Raw genomic sequence first — 19689 nt, 5'->3', positions numbered from 1 at the left:
TGTAGGCGTGTTTAATTAACGACGGTTTTTAATCAATAAATTAATTTCACGCGCTTCCTGGCTGAGATCAAAAAGATCCAAGACTTGTGAAATGACATAAACAGCGATCCCAATAAGAAGAAACATCCAAGGCTGATTCCAATGAAAGAGCCAGCCCATCCCCATTGTCAAGCCTTCAATCGCTACAATTTCCACCAGCACCTGCAACATAAAGGATTCCCACTCTAGTTTGCGTATAAATAAAACCAGCAATTGGATGAGACCGTTAAGAAAAAAGACCTGAAAAATACTCACTAGCAGGAGCCACTCTGCCTTCAAATACAAGGCAGCCAGAGTTAATAAGAGCAACGATACGCCTGTCGTGGCAAAGACATTAACCAACCATTTTTTCATTTTGGCTCACCTCCTCTTAAGGCTTCTTTAACAGCCTGTAAATAACGGCGATTGACAATAACCTTCTCACCATTGAGCAAAGTCGCTTCCATGCGGCTGTTAAAAAGCGGCCGAATACTTTCCAAGACATTAATATTAAGCAGACAGCTCTTAGAAATCTGAACAAACCCGTCATTTTTCAGGTCATGGAGCAGTTGATAGAGTCTCAAATCCGTTTGATAAATGTCATCTGCTAAATAGACAAAAGTCTTCTTGTCAACACTTTCAATATAGTAAATATCCGAAAGATTGACCAAATACTCAACCCCATCCTCATAACAGCTGATTTGCTTATCGACACTTTCCAAAAATGTTAAAATCCGCTCAACCAGCCTATTTTTGTCACTATATTTTAAGCTGACTTCCAACTCCTTGAAGCTGGCATCCTGTTCAATTCGTAATTTCATAGTTTTCATTATAGCACAGCTTTTCTACCAAAAAATCCCGCATCAACCAAGATGCAGGATAGAGGAACTGAGATACATTATTTACGAGTGTAGGAATTTTTCAACCTGTTCAGCCTGCCGATGCAGAAAAACAAGGTTGGCGATGAGGGCTGTAAAAATAAGCGGGGTGATGACCAACAACAATAGCCAATGAAGGGGATTGTTCAGACAAAACAGAAAGATACTGAAGATAAGCAAAGGCATGGTGAAAACTGCAGTCATGCTGCCAGGAACCCAAGTTCGAAATCGGATGGCCTGACTGATATGGGATAAAAGATGAACAGTATGTCCCAGCGTAATCGCCAGCACTAACTCTGGTAATTTAAAAAGAATACCTGCAAGCAAAATCAGACTAGCTAAAACAAATTCCTCCAAAATGCTAGCGGCTATTGTTTCTGTTGAAGGATAATGTGCTCTGCCAGCGACAAAGATTTCATTAGTAAACTTTGGATCACTCTTTTTCTTCGCAATCCATGGACAGACTAAAAGAATCTCTTCAAACTCATGAACCATAAAAAGCATGAGCGCAAGAAAAGCAAATAAGGTTGGGGTCATTATCTCTCCTCCTTCGATCGGTTAGTTTCTCTGTACTGTTTGAACGTTTTGCCGGTCCAGTTTTTAAAAGCACGCAGAAAGCTGGAAGTTTCTGAGTAACCTACGAGATAAGCGATCTCATCAACCGACATGGATAAATCAAGATAAGAAAAGGCCATTGATTTCTGTATACGTAGAACCTCTTCCTTAAATGTCGTCTTTTCAGCAGCTAATTGGCGCTGCAGTGTCCTGGCGCTAAGGCCAAGCCTCTCAGCTACGGCAGTAAGGGAGAACTGACCGCTGGGGATAGCCGACAGCAATTCGTTTTGAAGCGTCTGTGTGAAATGCCTGCTGCTTTTTTCCTCCTGAGCTAGCTGCCGATTAAGACTCGGTTCCAAATAATGCCACATGACATTGTTCTCAGTGATAAAAGGTTTTTCAAGATCTGCTTTAGATAGCACCAAGAAGTTCCCTTGTGATTTTTGTGGGAGGATGCCTACCTCATTCTCAATAACCGCTCCGTAATCATAAGGCGAACTGACCCTGCGGGGAAGAACTGACGCTCCTGTTCCTGTCCGTAAAATACTTAAAAGTAGCAACTGCTCCTGCAGCAGTAACATGCGAGGAAGCGGCGAGTGTAATGATAGATAGGCATAGCTTACAGCAACTTCATCGTCTCTTTCATGAATCTCTACCTTTACTGGACCAATCAAACTTTTATATTTTGAGAAGCGCTGTAGGGCTGTCAAACCATCTGGACTTGATAAAGCAGCAAAAAGGGCTGGTACAAACATTTTAATATTGTCAATATTGCTCAATGCTAATAGGGCTTCATCTGTAATTTGCTTATCCAAAGTCGCTATAAAGTGATAATAATCCTGAGCGCTATAAGTCAGCTCTTCCTGCCAAAGTTTGTTTGGCAACTGTGCTTTTTGTAAGATCAGCCTAATGTCTATTCCTAATTCTTTTAAGAAGATCTGAAATTGTTTAGTGATAATAAGTTTCATAATCTTATTGTCTAAAAATATTAACCTCAAGTCAAACTCTTAACAACCAGCCAGTCAAATACCCCAGCAGGCAAGATTGCGTGAAGAAAAACAATAGTTTTAGCGCCCCTACCAACGAGGTAACGCGGTTTAACTCGTTTGGCATTGACAATTTTGACAATCCTTCTTGCTACAAGGTCAGGCTCAGAAACCAATCGGCCTGCATACATTCTTGCAATACTTTGGGAGACCTTTTTGGCCATCTTTTCATAGGCCCCTCCAACTGCAGAGATTCTTAGATTTTCTACAGCAATCTGGCTCCAAGGTGTTTTAATACTGGCTGGCTCAATAATCACCGTCTCAATTCCAAATGCTTTTGTTTCCATACGAAGGCCATCGGATAAGGCTTCAAGGGCATACTTAGAGGCATGATACCAAGAACCCATAATGGTAGTGATGCGGCCACCTATTGAAGAGATATTGATAATGCGCCCCGATTTCTGAGCTCGCATATAAGGAAGAGCTTCCTGAGTTAAACAAGCCAGACCAAAAAGATTGACTTCAAATTGCTTTCTAACTTCCTCAAGAGCAACATCTTCAACCGCACCAAAAGCAGCATAGCCAGCATTGTTAATCAAGACATCAAGCCTGCCTTCTGCTTGAATAACCACTGCAAGGGCCTGTTTAATGGTTTGTTCATTGGTAAGATCAAGATAAAGCGGCCGGACACCATCTTGCTTTAACTCTTCCAATTTTTCCAAGCGTCTGGCGCCACCATAAACCCTATGTCCCGCTCTTGCCAGACCTTGTGCTGCTAGGTAGCCGATTCCCGAAGAAGCACCTGTTAATAAAATTACCTTTCGCATCTTTTTCTCCTTCCACAAAATTATAAATCAATTGTTCACTTTTTGTATAGAACAATGAACGACATTCTAATGACAATTAATGCCAAAAAGAGTGGAGAAAGGACCCAAAACAAGGACACTTTGTGAGGAGATAAATAATTATCAAATTTGATACAGCTCAATTATTAACCCTTCCTGCTATCAGACTTAAATCTAATCCCTGTACTATCATAGTAATGGGTAGAAAACAAAGGGTGTTCGGGTTTACTAACATCAATAACAAATATGATACTAGGATAAACCATAACCTAATTTAATCTAGTTCTAGAATTTACAATATAAGTACAGTACAATTAAAAGAACTCATAAAATTTTCAGTAAAATCGCCTTGAACAAAAGCATTTACCTGAAGAAATTTTATGAGTCAAACCTTGGAGTTTTCTTGTATATGTTTTTATGAGTTTAATGTATCTTTTGGTTACTGAACAAGTCTATTGAAAGAGAGAAGTCTATAAACTTAGAAGGGGTAAATAATTTAGATGCTCCCCTCAATAACCAGCTATATATTTTAATCCCTCAACCATTTTTTCAATATTGACAGCAAAAATAATCTGCCCTTTTTCTGGACTTGCACCAGAAGGATCTCCACCGATACCAATTGGATTACCGTCCTTATCTATAAAATCTTCAGCGATCCAGTTCAAATTGATGTTGCACTCCTTTAGCTTACTATCAAAGACGTACCCCGTAGCTTGTCCTGCAAGCACTCTATCAAGTTTAACCAAGTCTTCATCTATAGCCATGACCATAGATGTCTCCATCTCTCCACCGTGAAAATCGAAGGTATTTCCTTCGGAAATTGTCGCTTGTACGCGCGGATCATCAAATGCCCCAAAATTAAAAATAAAAATATCCAAATCATGTGAATGGCGCAGTTCTCGACTGAGAAGATTAGCAATGGGGGTATTTCCGCCATGACAAGAGAGGAGGGCTATTTTTCTAAATCCGTGGTGGTAGAGAGACTCTATGATTTCTTTCAGCATATGGTAGTAGGTCTCTGTCGAAAAGGTAAGGCTGCCACAGAAATTGGCATGCTCGGTGCTCAAACCAATAGAAATATTGGGAAGGATCAAGAGCGGAAAATTCTCGTCAATCTGGTTGACTTCCTGTAGAATCAAATTAGCCATTTTCTCAGCAATCAAATCATCTGTCCCCAGTGGGGCATGATTGCCGTGCTGTTCAATGGCTCCAAGAGGAATCATAACAATTGTCTCTTCTTTATTAAGCACCTCCATATCAAGCCTTGTTAATTCACGATAATATCTAGCCATTTTTATCTCCTTTACTTATCTTATAGATAAAGCGTTTGTATAAAAGGTAAGCAATTGCTCCGTTCAAGCTAACCTTGACTATGTTGAAGGGAACCGTCGCCAAAAGAATAAAGCTAGTCAAGTTGGAAATGGCTGGGTTAATAGAACCAAAAGACTTGGCTAAACTTTCCAAATCAATTCCTACAGCTTTGGCATACAAGGGCAGGCTAACAAAGAGATTGATAGCTGTAGCAGACAGGGTCTTGATCACAATCGTTGCCAAGAGAGCTAAAACTGCTGCTTTTAAAGTCTTACCTTTCTTTTTAAAAATCAAGCCCAGAGGATAGACAAAGAAGACAGCCGAAATTAAATTGGCGAACTCACCGATATACATGCTATTGCTACCGACGGTAAAAAGTTTGATCAGAATCTTTAGAACCTCGATAATCAAACCTGACGTAGGGCCTAAAAGAAAGGTTGCAATGATCGTAGGAACATCTGAAAAGTCAACCTTGTAGAAGACAGGCATGAAGGGAACCGAAATTTCAAGAGACATCAGGACGCCTGCGATAGCTGCAAACATGGCCGTGTAGGTGACATATTTTATTTTCGGATTTTTCATAAAATCCTCCTTTCTAGATGCGTCAACAATCATGGGAAAATTTTATGAGAAACCCTTTTTCATCCATCCAGTAAAAATACCATCATTCTACCCAAGGCAATAATCAAAAGACTCTTTCGTCACTCAAAAATAGGTGAAACTATCTCCAAAGAATCTGCCATTGCTTAATTCTCAAAGTATCGCTAGCACTGTTGAGCTTACATTGAAAACTGCTTCACTGATGCGAAAACAAGGCTGGCCGACTAACACTGGGACTGCTTAGATTGAAATAGCTATATGATAAAAAAAGCGCACTTCAAAATGAAATGCGAGGTTTTTTTGAGACTTAGCAAATAAACTCCTTTTAACTGTTTCCAAGTACTAAGGAGGTCTTTCAGCTAAATTCTTCTCTCATCCAGACTATACTGTCGGTACTGGAATTACACCAGTTCATGCCTTATGGCTCGCGGACTATACCGCCGGTTAGGACTCTCACCTGACCCCGAAGAATTATTAACGCCGCCATTCTAACACAGGTGTATTAGTCTGTCAACTGATTTGAGAGTGTAGGCTGGTTTTTTGAAGAATTTGAAAATTCCAAAATGAAGTTAGCTAGTTGAGGATATGCAAATTCCCCAGAGAGATATAATTGTCATCAACACAACAATAATTAGAAAGACTCTGAGATGCAAGACTGTGATACACCTGTTACCACGGTTTAATATCCAGCTACCTCCTCTCTCCCTCTTTTAATCCAAGTATCGTTTTAATAACCCTTTTTCAGCAACTGTTGGTTTCCGATAAGAACCCACAGGTAGATCTCCCAGCTCAAAAGGACCAAAGAAAATACGACTGAGATAGGTAACTTTAACACCATAGGCTAGGAACATTTTCTTGACCTGATGAAACTTACCTTCCGAAATGGTAATATAAGCTCTGCTGAGCTCTGAACTAGAGCTGATAATTTGTAGTTTAGCTGGCTTACAAACTCTACCCTCTAAAAAAGCGATGCCCTTGTCAAAAAAAGCAGGCGCATCAGAAAAAAGCTGGTCGTTAACCTCCACATAATAGGTTTTGTCCACGTGGTGCTTGGGATGGAGCAGACGAAATCCTAGGGGACCATTGTTGGTGATAAGAACCAGCCCTTCCGTGTCGCGATCCAAACGGCCAACGGGGTAGAGACCTTCCTTACGGTCACCAGGAGTAATTAAATCAATGACCGTCTGGTACTGGGTATCTTTTACCGCTGACACCACACCCCTGGGTTTATTGAGAATATAATAAGTGTCTTGAGAATGACTGAGCTGTTGACCTGACACTGTAATGGTCTGCAGGCTGGGATCGACATTGAGGCTGTCAGAACGCGCTAGCTGGCCATCCACACGCACCTGTAGACTGCGAATCAATTTCTTAACGTGATTTCTAGAGCCAAAACCCGCCTGACCTAATAGTTTATCTAATCGCATACATTCATTGTAACACAAAAGGAGCTTAGGCAGCTCCTTACTTTTGTCTCATAACTTACAGGCAGCTTCTTGATCCAAAATGACGGTAACATCCGGATGTTCCTGTAGAACGCTGGCTGGTAAGGCTTCAGTCACTGGCCCATTGATCATCTGCGAGACTGCCTCCGCTTTATCTTGACTATAGGCAAAAAGAATAATGCTCTTAGCTGACATGATAGAAGCAATTCCCATTGAGACCGCCTGAGTTGGCACATCCTCTGGCCTTGCAAAAAATCGACTATTAGCCTCAATCGTACTTGGTGTTAAATCAACCACATGTGTCCTACTGTTAAATGGTGTTCCTGGTTCATTAAAACCAATGTGTCCATTGCGACCGATACCTAAAATCTGTATATCAATACCATGATCAGCGATCAAGTCCTCATAATCCGCCGCTGCCGCTTCCAAATTTTCCGCTTGGCCATCTGGCAGAAAATGCTCTTTTACATTCTTGTGATCAAAGAGTTGATCTTTCATAAAATAATGATAGGATCTCGGATCCTCAGGGGCCAGACCAACATACTCATCCAAATTAATAGAGGTCACCTGTGATAGGTCAAGGTCACTGGCAGCTAACGCTTTGTAGAAAGCCTCTGGTGAACTCCCTGTCGCTAGGCCCAAGACTCTGGCACCTTGTGCTAATTTTTCTTTTACCAAGCCTAAGGCATATTGAGCGCCATCTTCCTGTGAAGCAACTATCTTAATATTCATCGCTATCCCTCCTTACTATTAGTATATGGTCTATACCAATTTTTGTCAAGGGTCAGAAATAAAATAAAACCACCCTCCGAAGGTGATTAAAAATTATCCTGTCAACTATACCAAACTATCAATTGCAACCAATAAGTCCCTTCCAGTGCGATTAAAGCAAATCCCTTAGCCAGCTGCTTAGTGCCTCTCTTACAACTAGCTCTCCTAAACCAAACCACCCAAGAGATAACCAATATAATAGGCAACCAAGGTTGCCACAAGACCAACCGCAACCGTCCTAAATACTTCTTTATACCATCCTTGGTTTGTAATACTTCCCTTAACAAGACCCAACAGAATCAGAGCGACCGTGACCAGTAGGCAGGCTACCCAGAAAGTATAGCCTCTAAAGACACTCAAACGATTGACGAGGAGATAAGAAACTAAAGGAAAGAGGCCAAAAATATTGAAAGATAAAAAGGTCGCAAGAGCATTTTTAAGAGCTTGCTTACTGTCGGTCTGTGTTTCAGTCGTTGAACTTAAGTAATCACCAACCGCCATGGAAAAGCCATCTGCTAACAAATTGGAAAAACCCATAATCACAATAGCCATCGTTCCAAGACGACCACCAACAGCACCTGCTACAACTGCAAAGGTAGTCACAATCCCATCCAGACCTCCATAAACAATGGACTTGGCATAATGTCGTAAATTCAGCATAATCAGCACCCTAATTCCTTATTTATAACTATTCTAATTACTATCCTTATTATAGCACTTATTAATAATCATTACAATTAAGGGTTAAAGGGAGTCAGATATTGAAGACAAAAATAAAGGTGCCCTAAATCCTCTCTCATGATATAATAGGAAAGCTGATAATTAACAGAAAGAAGATAAGCCATGCACACAGATGATTTTGATTTTACTTTACCTGAAGAACTCATTGCTCAGACCCCCTTGGAAAAACGCGACAGCTCAAAACTACTAGTCATTGACCGACAAACACATATGATGACAGATACTCGCTTTGACCACATCTTAGATGAGCTAGATCCTGGTGATGCGCTGGTTATGAACAACACACGTGTTCTTCCAGCCCGGCTCTATGGTGAAAAATCAGAAACCCACGGGCATGTAGAGTTTCTTTTGCTCAAAAATACTCAAGGTGATCAGTGGGAAGTCCTTGCTAAACCAGCCAAGCGACTAAAGGTAGGAACCAAGGTTAGTTTTGGCGACGGTCGTCTCACAGCAACCATTCGTGAGGAATTAGAGCACGGCGGGCGTATCGCCGAATTCCACTACCAAGGTATCTTCCTTGAAGTTTTGGAAAGTTTGGGCGAGATGCCCCTACCACCCTATATCCACGAAAAATTAGGAGACAAGGAGCGCTACCAAACTGTCTATGCTAAAGAGAACGGTTCTGCTGCTGCACCTACTGCTGGTCTGCATTTCACCAAGGAGCTCCTCCAGAAGATTGAGAATAAAGGTGTAAAACTTGTTTATCTAACACTGCATGTTGGACTGGGGACATTTAGGCCTGTTGCCGTTGACAATATCGAAGAGCATGATATGCACTCAGAATTTTACAGTCTATCCGATGATGCAGCACAAACCTTACGTGAGGTAAAAGCAGCAGGTAAACGTATCGTTGCCGTGGGCACTACATCCATCCGTACCTTGGAAACCATTGGGAATAAATTTGGGGGCACTATTCAAGCTGACTCTGGCTGGACCAATATTTTTATCAAACCCGGCTACCAATTCAAAATCGTTGACGCTTTCTCTACTAATTTTCACCTCCCCAAATCAACACTTGTCATGCTGGTGTCTGCTTTCGCCGGTCGTAAATTTGTCCTCGATGCCTACCAGCATGCCATTGAGGAAGGCTACCGCTTCTTTAGTTTCGGCGATGCCATGTTTGTTAAATAGTAAAAGAGCCGCAGATTCCACCTCTCTTCTATCGTTACCTAAAAGTGCTAACGATGGTTTTAAGTGGTCGATCTGTGACTCTTTCTTTTTTTATCGTTGTTATCAAGGGCGCCAAGTTCGGTGATAAACGAGAACCCAGTGCTTTAGTTGTTTAGGCCACCCAGAAATAGAACTAATAGAACTGGATTTATTTTAAATGACTTCCGTCTATAAGCCGTAATTTTGACTAGATAATATAATCAACAGCATAAGCATCGTCTGATAGAATGCGTGCCAAAAAGCGGCGTGTCCGCTCCTCCTTCGGTGCAGAGAAAAATTCCTGAGGCGGAGCTGATTCAATAATATGACCCCCATCCATAAAGACCACATGGTTGGCGACATCCCTAGCAAAACTCATTTCATGCGTCACCACAATCATGGTAATACCTTCTTGCGCTAACTGTTTCATAACACCCAGAACATCACCAATCAGCTCCGGATCCAGAGCCGATGTCGGCTCATCAAAAAAGATAACATCAGGCTTGACAGCAATAGCACGCGCAATACCAATACGCTGCTGCTGACCACCAGATAGCTGATTGGGGTAATAATCTTTTTGGCTCAGCAGCCCCACTTTTTCCAAGGCTTTTAAAGCTATTGGCTCTGCCTCTTCCCTAGGAATTTTTCTTGCAATTACAAGTCCCTCTAAAATATTTTCCATAGCCGTCTTATTGGCAAAGAGATTATAGTGTTGAAAAACAAAGGCTGTTTTTTGGCGGATAGTTAGAATATCCTTCCGATTTAAATTTTCCAGATTATAGGACCGGTTATCTAGGACAAGTTCCCCTTGATCAGCCTTTTCCAGATGATTGAGGCAGCGCAAAAAGGTGGTCTTTCCTGAACCACTGGGACCCAAGATAACAACAACATCTCCCTTATTGACCTGCAAACTAACATTATCAAGGACGGTCTTATCCCCAAACTGCTTTGATAAATTTCTAATATCTAACATAATATCTCCTTAAGCAAACCGCTTTTCTAAGGCTGAAAAGCCCCACTGAATCACCCCACAGATGATAAGATAAATGATAAAAATAACTAAGTAGGACTCAAAATACTGATAGCCATGGGCCGCTTCCACCTTAGCAATCGCTGTGATATCCTTAACTGTCATAACAAAGACCAAGGATGTTCCTTTAACAATATTGATAACCAAATTGCAAAGATTCGGAAGAGCATTTCTCAGGGCTTGAGGAAAAACAATTCTGATATAACTCTGACTTGTCGTCAAACCAATCGACTGAGCGGCTTCTAGCTGTCCTTTATCAACCGTTAAGATAGCGGAACGTAAAATCTCCGACAAGGTTCCCGTTGTCATCAGACTAAAAATGATAAAGGCATAATAAATGGGATTGAGCTTAAAGATATCAAATCCACCTGATTTTAAAATCGCATTTAAGACACTGGGTAAAAGGCTATAGAAGAATAAGATTAGCAGTATGGGAGGTGTTGCTCGAATAAAAGCCAAGTAGACTACAGAAAAAGCTGTTACTCCTTTTACTCTGTAGATTCTTCCCAATGCCAACAAAAGAGCTGGAAAAAAACTCAACAGAATAGAAACAGCCATAATCGCCAAGGTAACGGGAACACCTCTTAAGGAGAGTAAAAATGTATGAAGAATATAGCTAAAATCCATGATCCCTCCTAGGTCTAAGCATTGCCCCTATCCAGACGATGTTCCATCAAGTGAGAGGCTACTGATAAAATCAGAGCAAGCCCCCAATAAATAAGAGCTACCGCTGTATAGGTTTCCAGCGAATAATTTCCCAAATTACGACTGATCAGCAAATTTCCCGCTCCCATAACATCTACCAAACCGATAGTGTAGGCTAGGGCTGCATCTTTCATCAAATTCAAAATAGCCGTTGTAATATTGGGAAGCGCAATTCTAAAAATCTGCGGTAACAAGATGCGGCGGAAAGTCTGATAGCCAGTTAAACCGATACTTAATCCAGCTTCCAGCTGTCCTTTAGGGACTGCTAAATAGGCTGCTTTAAAAACTTCTGATATAGAAGCAGCAAAGAGTAAAACCATGGTCACTACAACAAAAATAGTTCGTGACCAGCTATCAACATCCAAATGGAGCCACCAAACCAAAAATTCAGGCAGGCCATAAAAAACTAAAAAGAGTAAGACAATGGGCGGCGTACAGCGCAAGGCGAAAACATACCCTCTAGCAATGCGTGCCAGCCCCATATCAGGTACGACCTGTGCCCAAGTCAAACCGGCTCCCAGAAGCGTCCCCAAGAACACTGTCAGGGTAATAACCCACAAGGTCAGAGGTAAAGCAGACAAAATCGTTGGCAGAAACTTAAAAATATAGGATGGCGTATAAGAAACCATGGCTCCTCCTTATTTTGTCACGTAATTAAAGACATCTTCTCCAAAATATTTCTTTGATAATTTAGCCAGAGTACCGTCCTTTTCTAATTCTTTAACAGCTTTAGCATACTCTTTAACAAATTTTTTATTAGATTTATTGCGATGAATTAAAGGATAGGTCTCAATACCTTTGTATGGAACCCAGGTCAACTGATCAGCATATTTGTGGTAGGCACCGTCTTTGTCCTTAACCGCCTGCTCAAAGGATAACTTTATATCAAAATAGGCATCATAGCGCCCTTCCAGTACCCAAGCATAGGCATCTGCCATGGTAAAGCTCTCAGCTGCTTTGAGGTCTATTGGACTGTCCTTATGATCCTTGTTATAGTCTTCAATCACATTCCACTGAGCATTTTGAGGGGAAATAGGAACCAGTTTACCACTGGATTGGGCAAAAGAATTAATGTCTTTGAATTTTTCTTTATCGTCCTTACGAATCGTAAAACCGATGACACTAGCACCAATTGCATCTTTAGGAATAATAAATTTTTCAGCCCGCTCCTTCGTATACCAGGCCCCCTTTGTCCCGATATCGTACTTTCCAGATTCCAAGCCAATCAACAAATCTTCATCGCTCGTCCCAGTGTATTTAAACTTATACTGGGGCAGTTTCTTATCAATGGCTTTTAGAACGTCAACTTCATAGCCTGTATGCTTACCCTCGTCATTAACATAATCATAGGGCGCATAATTTTGTGTATGAGCCACTTTTAAGGTAGTTACTTTACCATTAGCGGCACCATCTCCAGCAAGCTGACGGCCAATAAAGGTACCACCAATCAGTAAAACAAGGATTCCCCCAATCACAAACCATTTTTTCTGTACCATCCATTTACCTCCACTTTATCTTTACTGCGCAGCGGCTTCTCTTACCCAAGCGATACGCTCAGCGGCAATATCACTGGGAATTGTACAATCCGCACCAATAACAGTAGCCCTTGTACCTGCTTCTTGCAGCAGGTCTCTCACGTGTGCTTGCACTTCCTCTTTACTGCCACGATAGAGCAGGCCTTCTTTAGTATTGACAAAGCCGCCTAAAACCGTTTTCCCACCAAAGAGTTCACGTCCCTGAGACAGACTAACTCCTTCTGGACCTACTGCCCAGTTGTAAACCTGCGCCGGGTAATCCTTAAAGGACCGAATATCGTTACTGGCCCCTTCATAGCCACAGATATGAAGAACACTTAAGCCATCAGCCTGACGGGCTGCCTCAAGAATCCTCAAATCGCTAGGAGCTATATAGTTCCGATAGTCCTCAGCAGAGACCCTGTCATCCTGAATAGATTGTACACTGAGATAAATCCCTTCAATATTAGCTTCGGTAATGATTTTTCTGACGAGAATAGCAATATCTTCGGCAATGGTATCCAGTACTTTTTTCAAGGTTGATGCATCTTCTTGCAGCAAATTCGCAATAATGGTATCTCCGCTTGCTATCTGACCAGCCAACTGCCATTTAAGGTAAGTCACAGGAGCAAAAATATTATAAATCGCAACAATATCCTCTGTGAAACTATTCTTAATCGCTTTAACTAACTCTACCTGCTGTTCAAACCAAGGATGATCCTCGCCGATAGAATGGATATCAGCTAATTCTTGGACAGAAGAGACATCCGTAGTAATCAGGGGGTTAGGGTAAGTGAAAAAACCATCACTCATAATTTTGATAAAATCAGGATTAACGTCCTTGATAAATTGACGATGCCCTTCAAGATTCTTATTAAAAAGCGTGCGACTGTTAAGCCCTTGTCCTAATTCCTCTTCTGGCAAAAAATGATACCAAAAGCCAACTGGCACTCTATCCACAGCCTCTCCACGAAAAGCCTTTAAAACCCATTCCTTTTTACTATCAGTCATAAGCTCATCTCCTTATCTAAATAAAATGCGAATCCCTTGAACGTTTTAAAGAAAAATAGGAAATAAAACAATCTATGCCATGGTTCTAAAGCAAATTCCCCTGAAGACATCCAGTCTGTACCAGTCATCATCTTCACTAGCTCATACATCTGGTAAAGCATTCAGCACAGTGATTAGCCTAGCCCCAGTAAGAATTACAATCATTTAAAATGAGAACAACATTTGCTCTAAAATGTCTTACTTATATGGCAAAAACAAGAAGAGATATTGTTACTTCCCATAAAACTTGCTCTTATCTTACCATCTCCAAAGACATCTGCCTAATCTATTTTTATTATTGTTGACTATAAATTTTTCTTATGGTTTATCGGACGATGGCCAAACTAAGTGCAACGATTTTCCATAAAAGCCTAAGAATTATTGGCAGTCCAACCATTCATCTTAATATCTACTATAACCGTTTAACATAACTTGATTACAGTTGCTATCGATTCCATAAGTAACACAAAAAAGAGCTGAGCCAAACTCAACTCCTCTCTTAAATATTAACTACTATCCTTCCAAATAAAATAACTCAGCTAAATAATCAATAATTAATGATATTTTTATTTCATTTGTTTCACAGCTGCCTTGGCCTGTTTGACAAGGTAAAGGGACTTTTCTTCCTGAGAAACCTTTTTAAAAAGCTTTTTAGCAATATCTTTATCCTCTGCCAATCGAGCATTTTCTGCCAAGAGATAGTCCCGAAGTACTTCTTCAAGCTTATAGTTAACGGGGATATCATCAAAATCACTAACAGCCTCTTTATCCTTTAATACGCTGTTCATCAAGCTGAGAATCTGCTGAGTATAAGTCTTTTGTGTGGCCTCGGCATCATTTTGAACCACCAATTCCTCTACCCTAGACAAATAATTTTGAAGATCTACCTCTTTTCCTTCAAAGAGCCCAGTCGCAAATTCAACCAAATAGTAAGTCAACAAAAGCGGCGTCCGCTCCTTAGGTGATACTCGAACCTTCAAGGGGTTAACCATTTCAAGAAATTTATTAGTCTCTTCAAAATTCCCTTGCAACCAAGCCAGCTCAGCCTTACGAATAATGATTCGATCCCAATTCGTTTGAAACTTCACAGTTACCAAGGTTTCATAGTCCAAAATTTGGGCATACTTTTCCAAGTCAAGATCTTGATTGAGAATAGCAGATGCTTCCTTGCGATAGATGTTATTTTCACGTACATACTGGACCCCTAAAGCCAAAAGCGGTAAAAAGCTAATCAAGCTAAAAGCGGCTCCCATAATATTTTTAGGATACATAAACCAGTAAACAAGAGCTGCTACGAACAAGAGTAAAAAGAGAAGAAACCAGTTGCGTACCAGCGTTAAATAAGTATACATTCTCTGTTTAATATCATCTAATTGGCCTTCACGGTAAGATGTCAACATATTATCTCCTTTTATTAAGATACTAAGGGCCAGCCGATTCGCTTGACGAAAATTTGGCTGGAAATAATGAGCTCAGCACTATCATTGATTCAAAATTGCTTCCATTATACCATAAACAAGGGGAGACTTGAAATCTTTTTGAGATAAAACAAGAAAAGGGCTAATTCATATTGACCCTGTGCCACTCATTAATGACATAAGTCAACATAGCCAGCTGGCTATAGCCATAACCATTGATTTCTGAACTGCTTTCGCTAGAACCACCTAGGTAACGTGTGTAGATAGCAATAAGATAAGGACTAGACTCCATGACAATAGCATCGACATTGAGCGCCTCTCTAACATAGCCTGGCTTTTGATAAATCGTTAAATCACTTGGCAGATAGGTTTTATAATATTCATCCGGAAAGGACTCTCCCAAATAGTTTAAAATATCTTTATACTTCTCCTGATTCTTATAGAGATAATCCAAAACCTGAATATAATAGCTTGTTGTTGTTTTATTACCTTGGTATTGGAAGGCTGGTACATCAGGATTATTCGACTTACCGTAACGCGTATACATACTGTAGGCTTTTTCAACACCGCCCAGCAAGCTAGCTAAGCCATATGCTGGTGTATTTTCTGATACTACCAAAGAACCATACTGCATTTCTGGGATACTCATACTACCGCCATAATTATTGACATAAGCGTCATGCTCACCTTGGTATTCATAATCCAACTGTGTGATATCGAAACGCTGGTCATAATTAAACTGGCCGTCTTGCACAGCATCAACCACTAGCATATTTAAAGGAAGCTTATAAGTCGATCCTGCCGTCATAAGCTCAGTATCGTTCATCGAGAAGCTTTCATTGGTTGCAGGATTTTTATAAGAAAAAGCTACCTGTGACGGATCAATCCCTTGCTCAGCTAAAAAGGTGTTAATGGTATCATTCAAACTCATATTAGCATAGTCGTAATAAAGTCCCAAAGCATTCATGTGATCAGCATCCGCCATCATGACAGCCTGTTTTTCCTCGGCAGATTTATTGCGCGGCATCACCTTTTCTTCCTTCTGGTTGCCTCGGCTGGAACCAGACGTTTGGTCGGCCTGCTGCCTAGCTGCTTTCCAACTATCTCGCAAATAAAAACTGCCTAGAATACCTAGAACAATAAGCAGAATAATACTTAATACTATAGTAATTCTTTTTGATATAACTTCCATCACTATTATTTTAAGGGAAAATTGAGTTTTTGCAAGCTAAATCTACTATTTTCAACAATTTTTTTACAACTTCCCATCTTTTATCCCTCATCAAGCGAGTCAAAAATAAAAAGAACGTTCTTCTTGTAAAAGAACGCTCCACATTTAAGCAACGGTAACTTATTTTGTAGCTGCTGCGTAGAGTTCAGAGACCTTATTCCAATTGATAATTTCAAAAAAGGCCTTAATATAATTTGGTCGCACATTGCGGTAACTCAAATAATAAGCGTGTTCCCAAACATCAAGTGCAAGAATAGGTTTCTTACCTTCCATAATTGGTGTATCTTGATTAGCTGTTGAGGTCACTTCAAGCTTTCCATCACCATTAACAACCAGCCAAGCCCAGCCCGAACCAAACCGGCCAGTCGCCGCTGCTGTAAAGGCCTCTTTAAAAGTGGCAAAGGAGCCAAAAGCTTCGTCAATAGCGGCAGCGACCTCGGATGTGATTTCAGTCTTTTCAGGCGACAACAATTCCCAGAATAAAGCATGATTAAGGTGGCCACCGCCATTGTTGATAAGCGCTTGTCGAACATCAGCTGGAATCGCTTCAACATTTGATAAGAGAGCTTCCAAGTCCTCACCAATTTCTGGATGTTTTTCCAGAGCTGCATTCGCATTAGCTACATAGGTGGCATGATGTTTATCATGGTGGAGAGTCATTGTTTCAGCATCGATATAGGGTTCCAAAGCATCATAGGCATATGGAAGATCAGGTAAAATAACGGCCATATAGGTTTCCCCTTTTCTTTTTGATATCCCCATTCTATAGGAAAGTGGTAGAGCTTTCAAGAAATTTGCTTACTTTTCAAATTTACTACTGTGTTCTCACTCTCTCTTTTTACTTAGCGAGGATATAGAATTTTCATTCTTGTATGGATGGGGTAAGTGGTGTTATAGCTTATATTGAAAAGCTATCAAGACCTGTGTCCATATGCAGACTATCTCAGCAAAGCTGGAAGAAAAAATTTTTCAAGATCTATTCTATTGCACCTCTTTGTTAACCTTAAGGAGCATTACCTAATAGCATCGACTAATCTGTTTGCCCTATCAGTATGTTTTCGCACCAGGGTACTACTAGGATAAATCCTGTCTTTCATGCGCTATTTTAAGCAAGACTAAATCGAAGAGATACTCCTTATCCAGTTTTCCTTGCTTAATATCATAATCTGCCTTAATTAGGAGTTCCAAAGAATTTTTAAGGAAAGACAGATTCAAATTCCTGCTGTCTCGCACAGCAAATTTCACTTGGTAGGGATTGATTTTGCGCCCCAAAAGTTCAGATAACCTGCTCACCATAGCCGACTCATTCTTACCCTCCTGACTGAGAATTTTGACCTGAGTAAAAAGGCGAAACTGCCCTATCATGATCGCAATCAGTTTGATTTCATCTTCCCCCTGAAGGCGCAAATCGTGAACCAGATCACGTGCTTCATCTATGCGGTCATTTAAGATAAACTGAGTCAAATCAAAGATATTATCCTGCAGTGTCTTTGGAATAGCTTCATTAATATCCTGAACACTGATACGCCCGTCTGCTTTGTAGTCTTTCAGGAAGACCAAATTCTTTTGAATATCACTAAAATTAAAGCTAGATTTAACCAGAAGTTCTTCAAAAGCACCACTTTCAAAAACCAGTCCTTCTTTATGGGCTAACTTTTGAAAGTAAGTGCGCAATTCTGCTTCCTTAAGTTCCGCTGCTTCAAAAATTTTGGCCTCACGTTTAAGCAATTTGGCCAACCGACGCTTACCGTCTAATTTCCCAGGAGCAAAGATAACCAGACGTGTCGTCTCTACAGGATTAGCCAAATAGGCTTCCAACATTTTTACTTCTTTCTCATCTAAGTAAGACTTTTTAGCAGTCGTGATATCTAAAAGATTATCAAAAATAACAATCTTCTCATCCGAAAAGAAAGGCAGACTTTCCAAGTCCATTTGAGCTTCTGCAAATCTATTCTCAGGAAAATCAAAATAAGAAAAGGTTAAATCACTGGCATCAAACCTCACTCGTTCCAAAAATAGCTGCTTGAGGTGACTATATTGTCCTGAGTCACTTCCTGTCACTAGGGTAATCAAAGGCAACTTTTCCTTAGTTAACCCTTCAACTTCTTCAATTGCAATCATAACGTTATTATATCATAAAAACGATTCGGCCTAAGGCCAAACCGTTCCCTGCTGCTTATTGAAATGGACTTTCTGTATAACCAGATTCGGACATATTTTGTGATTGCGTCGTCGGTGCTGTACTTGTCGCTTCTTGAACAGCTTCTGGCTGGACAGCAGCTCCCTGAAGAGGCTGTTGCGGTGCCTGTGGCTGAGCAGCAGTAAACTGACCTTGAGGTGGGAAGTCAGGATTCATTGGTTGACCGCCAGTCATCGGTTGCTGCGCTTGGGCATTAAAGGACTGATTCATCGGATTCGGTTGCTGAAAACCGGTCGTCGGAGCACCCTGATTAGGATATTGCTGATACTGTTGATACTGCTGATAATTTCCAAATGCCATAACCTTAGACGGCATACAGAGCAAGACAATTAAGGCAATACTTCCAACCCCTGGAACAAAGGCAATAAAAATCCAAGGCCAGTCATAACCGGCATCGCGCAGACGACGAACTGTGATAGCTATCCAAGGCACAATATTAGCCACCACCCAAGCTAGCCACAGTAACCAGAATAAAATACTAAATCCAACACCAGCTGTTCCACTAGCTGAGAAGACAAGAGCCAGCATAAAAATAGTAATAAGCCAAAAACCGAAGATAATAAGGGCATTCATCAAGTAGACCCACCAAAATCCAGGGCGATTTGTGATACCGCTAAAATCGGTATACTGTTTCCAATAATTCTTATATGCTTCAAGCATGAAATAACTCCTTTTTCTTATTAAAGCTTATTTTAAACTAAAACTTAAAACCTGTCAAACAGGACAGTCTTCACGAAAATTGTCTCATGAGATTTATTGGGGAATATTGGTAGGATTTTGTGGCTGATGGGCTTACCCACCCATCTGTTGATCCTGAAACTGATCCTTGCTAGAAATCTCCTCCCCCGTCCGTACTGCCTTTTAGCCATTCCAACGTCAGGAACAAATCCTTGAAACTTTTAATTTGCTTGCTACGGTTGAGCAGCTAGATTCCCTGCTGGCTGCTAGTACAAGAGCTGACTAGGAGTAGAGACGGGCTGAGTATTAGTCCGGCGAGGCGGTTGAGGGACTTGTACTTGGAAACCTTGAACTTGTTGATAAAGAGTGTAAAAGGATTGAGAAGCTTACCCCTGAAATTACTGAGGAGTGGCCTTAGTATACCCAGCTTGCACTTAACCAGCACGGTGTAAAGACTGACCACTCTCCCTTAAAGATTCTTGGAGATAAGCTGGAGAGCACAGTCAAGAAAATCCTAGAGCCCTGCCTTACGGTCTAACTGCCCACCTTTGAAAATCATCCGTA

Annotated in this window: 21 protein-coding genes and 1 riboswitch; of the genes, 1 reads left to right on the top strand and 20 read right to left on the bottom strand. The window is 40.8% G+C overall.

Going from position 1 to position 19689, the window contains the following annotated elements:
* Positions 1 to 15 precede the first annotated feature (15 nt).
* From ACVR1G_RS08815 to ACVR1G_RS08770, 10 genes are all read right to left on the bottom strand, one after another.
* Positions 16 to 393, bottom strand: a complete 378-nt coding sequence (locus ACVR1G_RS08815) for a hypothetical protein (protein ID WP_165209307.1) — start codon at positions 391 to 393, stop codon at positions 16 to 18.
* Positions 390 to 848, bottom strand: a complete 459-nt coding sequence (locus tag ACVR1G_RS08810; protein WP_206221338.1) for a LytTR family DNA-binding domain-containing protein — start codon at positions 846 to 848, stop codon at positions 390 to 392. Before ACVR1G_RS08810 ends, ACVR1G_RS08815 begins: the two co-directional genes overlap by 4 nt.
* A 72-nt stretch (positions 849 to 920) precedes the next feature.
* Positions 921 to 1433: an HXXEE domain-containing protein gene (locus ACVR1G_RS08805; protein WP_447452806.1), complete on the bottom strand. Its 513-nt coding sequence runs from the start codon at positions 1431 to 1433 to the stop codon at positions 921 to 923.
* On the bottom strand, positions 1433 to 2419 hold the full coding sequence (locus ACVR1G_RS08800) for an AraC family transcriptional regulator (RefSeq protein WP_447452805.1): 987 nt from the start codon (positions 2417 to 2419) through the stop codon (positions 1433 to 1435). The genes ACVR1G_RS08805 and ACVR1G_RS08800 overlap by 1 nt, the downstream gene beginning before the upstream one ends.
* A 26-nt stretch (positions 2420 to 2445) precedes the next feature.
* Positions 2446 to 3264 carry an oxidoreductase gene (locus tag ACVR1G_RS08795; RefSeq protein WP_447452804.1) on the bottom strand — a complete coding sequence of 273 codons (819 nt, stop codon included), beginning with the start codon at positions 3262 to 3264 and terminating at the stop codon, positions 2446 to 2448.
* A gap of 527 nt (positions 3265 to 3791) precedes the next feature.
* A complete protein-coding gene (locus ACVR1G_RS08790; protein ID WP_447452803.1) occupies positions 3792 to 4574 on the bottom strand; it encodes a creatininase family protein in 783 nt (260 codons plus the stop codon).
* Positions 4567 to 5175, bottom strand: coding sequence for an ECF transporter S component (locus ACVR1G_RS08785; RefSeq protein WP_165209292.1), 609 nt, complete (start codon positions 5173 to 5175; stop codon positions 4567 to 4569). Before ACVR1G_RS08785 ends, ACVR1G_RS08790 begins: the two co-directional genes overlap by 8 nt.
* 378 nt (positions 5176 to 5553) lie before the next feature.
* Positions 5554 to 5668: riboswitch (FMN riboswitch) on the bottom strand.
* 235 nt (positions 5669 to 5903) lie between these two features.
* Positions 5904 to 6620: a pseudouridine synthase gene (locus ACVR1G_RS08780; RefSeq protein WP_447452802.1), complete on the bottom strand. Its 717-nt coding sequence runs from the start codon at positions 6618 to 6620 to the stop codon at positions 5904 to 5906.
* A gap of 48 nt (positions 6621 to 6668) precedes the next feature.
* Positions 6669 to 7370 (bottom strand): glucosamine-6-phosphate deaminase, encoded by a 702-nt coding sequence (gene nagB, locus ACVR1G_RS08775; RefSeq protein ID WP_447452801.1) that lies wholly within the window; start codon positions 7368 to 7370, stop codon positions 6669 to 6671.
* Positions 7371 to 7574: 204 nt separating this feature from the next.
* A complete protein-coding gene (locus ACVR1G_RS08770; protein WP_447452800.1) occupies positions 7575 to 8069 on the bottom strand; it encodes a VIT1/CCC1 transporter family protein in 495 nt (164 codons plus the stop codon).
* Between the two features lie 183 nt (positions 8070 to 8252).
* Between ACVR1G_RS08770 and queA the strand changes: the two genes are divergently transcribed.
* Positions 8253 to 9281: a tRNA preQ1(34) S-adenosylmethionine ribosyltransferase-isomerase QueA gene (queA, locus tag ACVR1G_RS08765; RefSeq protein WP_447452799.1), complete on the top strand. Its 1029-nt coding sequence runs from the start codon at positions 8253 to 8255 to the stop codon at positions 9279 to 9281.
* A gap of 226 nt (positions 9282 to 9507) precedes the next feature.
* Here the strand turns inward: queA and ACVR1G_RS08760 are convergent, their stop codons facing one another.
* The 10 genes from ACVR1G_RS08760 to ACVR1G_RS08715 all read right to left on the bottom strand — a co-directional run bounded on the left by ACVR1G_RS08760 (position 9508) and on the right by ACVR1G_RS08715 (position 19107).
* A complete protein-coding gene (locus tag ACVR1G_RS08760) occupies positions 9508 to 10272 on the bottom strand; it encodes an amino acid ABC transporter ATP-binding protein (protein ID WP_447452798.1) in 765 nt (254 codons plus the stop codon).
* A gap of 9 nt (positions 10273 to 10281) precedes the next feature.
* Positions 10282 to 10956 carry an amino acid ABC transporter permease gene (locus ACVR1G_RS08755; protein WP_447452797.1) on the bottom strand — a complete coding sequence of 225 codons (675 nt, stop codon included), beginning with the start codon at positions 10954 to 10956 and terminating at the stop codon, positions 10282 to 10284.
* A gap of 14 nt (positions 10957 to 10970) precedes the next feature.
* Positions 10971 to 11663 (bottom strand): amino acid ABC transporter permease, encoded by a 693-nt coding sequence (locus tag ACVR1G_RS08750; RefSeq protein WP_447452796.1) that lies wholly within the window; start codon positions 11661 to 11663, stop codon positions 10971 to 10973.
* A gap of 9 nt (positions 11664 to 11672) precedes the next feature.
* Positions 11673 to 12530 (bottom strand): transporter substrate-binding domain-containing protein, encoded by an 858-nt coding sequence (locus ACVR1G_RS08745; RefSeq protein ID WP_447452795.1) that lies wholly within the window; start codon positions 12528 to 12530, stop codon positions 11673 to 11675.
* A gap of 21 nt (positions 12531 to 12551) precedes the next feature.
* On the bottom strand, positions 12552 to 13559 hold the full coding sequence (locus tag ACVR1G_RS08740) for a uroporphyrinogen decarboxylase family protein (RefSeq protein ID WP_447452794.1): 1008 nt from the start codon (positions 13557 to 13559) through the stop codon (positions 12552 to 12554).
* 605 nt (positions 13560 to 14164) lie between these two features.
* A complete protein-coding gene (locus ACVR1G_RS08735) occupies positions 14165 to 14998 on the bottom strand; it encodes a hypothetical protein (RefSeq protein ID WP_447452793.1) in 834 nt (277 codons plus the stop codon).
* A 160-nt stretch (positions 14999 to 15158) separates the two neighbouring features.
* Positions 15159 to 16199 (bottom strand): serine hydrolase, encoded by a 1041-nt coding sequence (locus ACVR1G_RS08730; RefSeq protein ID WP_447452816.1) that lies wholly within the window; start codon positions 16197 to 16199, stop codon positions 15159 to 15161.
* A 168-nt stretch (positions 16200 to 16367) separates the two neighbouring features.
* Positions 16368 to 16976 carry a superoxide dismutase SodA gene (gene sodA, locus ACVR1G_RS08725; protein ID WP_447452792.1) on the bottom strand — a complete coding sequence of 203 codons (609 nt, stop codon included), beginning with the start codon at positions 16974 to 16976 and terminating at the stop codon, positions 16368 to 16370.
* Between the two features lie 345 nt (positions 16977 to 17321).
* Positions 17322 to 18368 carry a DNA polymerase III subunit delta gene (holA, locus tag ACVR1G_RS08720; RefSeq protein ID WP_447452791.1) on the bottom strand — a complete coding sequence of 349 codons (1047 nt, stop codon included), beginning with the start codon at positions 18366 to 18368 and terminating at the stop codon, positions 17322 to 17324.
* Between the two features lie 55 nt (positions 18369 to 18423).
* The gene (locus tag ACVR1G_RS08715; RefSeq protein ID WP_447452790.1) at positions 18424 to 19107 is read right to left on the bottom strand and encodes a DUF805 domain-containing protein; all 684 of its coding nucleotides are present in this window, start codon (positions 19105 to 19107) and stop codon (positions 18424 to 18426) included.
* Positions 19108 to 19689: the final 582 nt, after the last annotated feature.

It is taken from the genome of Streptococcus dentasini, assembly GCF_053206945.1.
The sequence above is the reverse complement of the archived record's forward strand: the minus strand, read 5'-3'. Positions and strand labels throughout refer to the sequence as shown.

What these genes read in the sequence shown, in the direction of transcription:
- ACVR1G_RS08815 (WP_165209307.1), bottom strand. Translation starts at nt 393, where the DNA reads ATGAAAAAATGGTTGGTTAATGTCTTTGCCACGACAGGCGTATCGTTG.
- ACVR1G_RS08810 (WP_206221338.1), bottom strand. Translation starts at nt 848, where the DNA reads ATGAAAACTATGAAATTACGAATTGAACAGGATGCCAGCTTCAAGGAG.
- ACVR1G_RS08805 (WP_447452806.1), bottom strand. Translation starts at nt 1,433, where the DNA reads ATGACCCCAACCTTATTTGCTTTTCTTGCGCTCATGCTTTTTATGGTT.
- ACVR1G_RS08800 (WP_447452805.1), bottom strand. Translation starts at nt 2,419, where the DNA reads ATGAAACTTATTATCACTAAACAATTTCAGATCTTCTTAAAAGAATTA.
- ACVR1G_RS08795 (WP_447452804.1), bottom strand. Translation starts at nt 3,264, where the DNA reads ATGCGAAAGGTAATTTTATTAACAGGTGCTTCTTCGGGAATCGGCTAC.
- ACVR1G_RS08790 (WP_447452803.1), bottom strand. Translation starts at nt 4,574, where the DNA reads ATGGCTAGATATTATCGTGAATTAACAAGGCTTGATATGGAGGTGCTT.
- ACVR1G_RS08785 (WP_165209292.1), bottom strand. Translation starts at nt 5,175, where the DNA reads ATGAAAAATCCGAAAATAAAATATGTCACCTACACGGCCATGTTTGCA.
- ACVR1G_RS08780 (WP_447452802.1), bottom strand. Translation starts at nt 6,620, where the DNA reads ATGCGATTAGATAAACTATTAGGTCAGGCGGGTTTTGGCTCTAGAAAT.
- nagB (WP_447452801.1), bottom strand. Translation starts at nt 7,370, where the DNA reads ATGAATATTAAGATAGTTGCTTCACAGGAAGATGGCGCTCAATATGCC.
- ACVR1G_RS08770 (WP_447452800.1), bottom strand. Translation starts at nt 8,069, where the DNA reads ATGCTGAATTTACGACATTATGCCAAGTCCATTGTTTATGGAGGTCTG.
- queA (WP_447452799.1), top strand. Translation starts at nt 8,253, where the DNA reads ATGCACACAGATGATTTTGATTTTACTTTACCTGAAGAACTCATTGCT.
- ACVR1G_RS08760 (WP_447452798.1), bottom strand. Translation starts at nt 10,272, where the DNA reads ATGTTAGATATTAGAAATTTATCAAAGCAGTTTGGGGATAAGACCGTC.
- ACVR1G_RS08755 (WP_447452797.1), bottom strand. Translation starts at nt 10,956, where the DNA reads ATGGATTTTAGCTATATTCTTCATACATTTTTACTCTCCTTAAGAGGT.
- ACVR1G_RS08750 (WP_447452796.1), bottom strand. Translation starts at nt 11,663, where the DNA reads ATGGTTTCTTATACGCCATCCTATATTTTTAAGTTTCTGCCAACGATT.
- ACVR1G_RS08745 (WP_447452795.1), bottom strand. Translation starts at nt 12,530, where the DNA reads ATGGTACAGAAAAAATGGTTTGTGATTGGGGGAATCCTTGTTTTACTG.
- ACVR1G_RS08740 (WP_447452794.1), bottom strand. Translation starts at nt 13,559, where the DNA reads ATGACTGATAGTAAAAAGGAATGGGTTTTAAAGGCTTTTCGTGGAGAG.
- ACVR1G_RS08735 (WP_447452793.1), bottom strand. Translation starts at nt 14,998, where the DNA reads ATGTTGACATCTTACCGTGAAGGCCAATTAGATGATATTAAACAGAGA.
- sodA (WP_447452792.1), bottom strand. Translation starts at nt 16,976, where the DNA reads ATGGCCGTTATTTTACCTGATCTTCCATATGCCTATGATGCTTTGGAA.
- holA (WP_447452791.1), bottom strand. Translation starts at nt 18,368, where the DNA reads ATGATTGCAATTGAAGAAGTTGAAGGGTTAACTAAGGAAAAGTTGCCT.
- ACVR1G_RS08715 (WP_447452790.1), bottom strand. Translation starts at nt 19,107, where the DNA reads ATGCTTGAAGCATATAAGAATTATTGGAAACAGTATACCGATTTTAGC.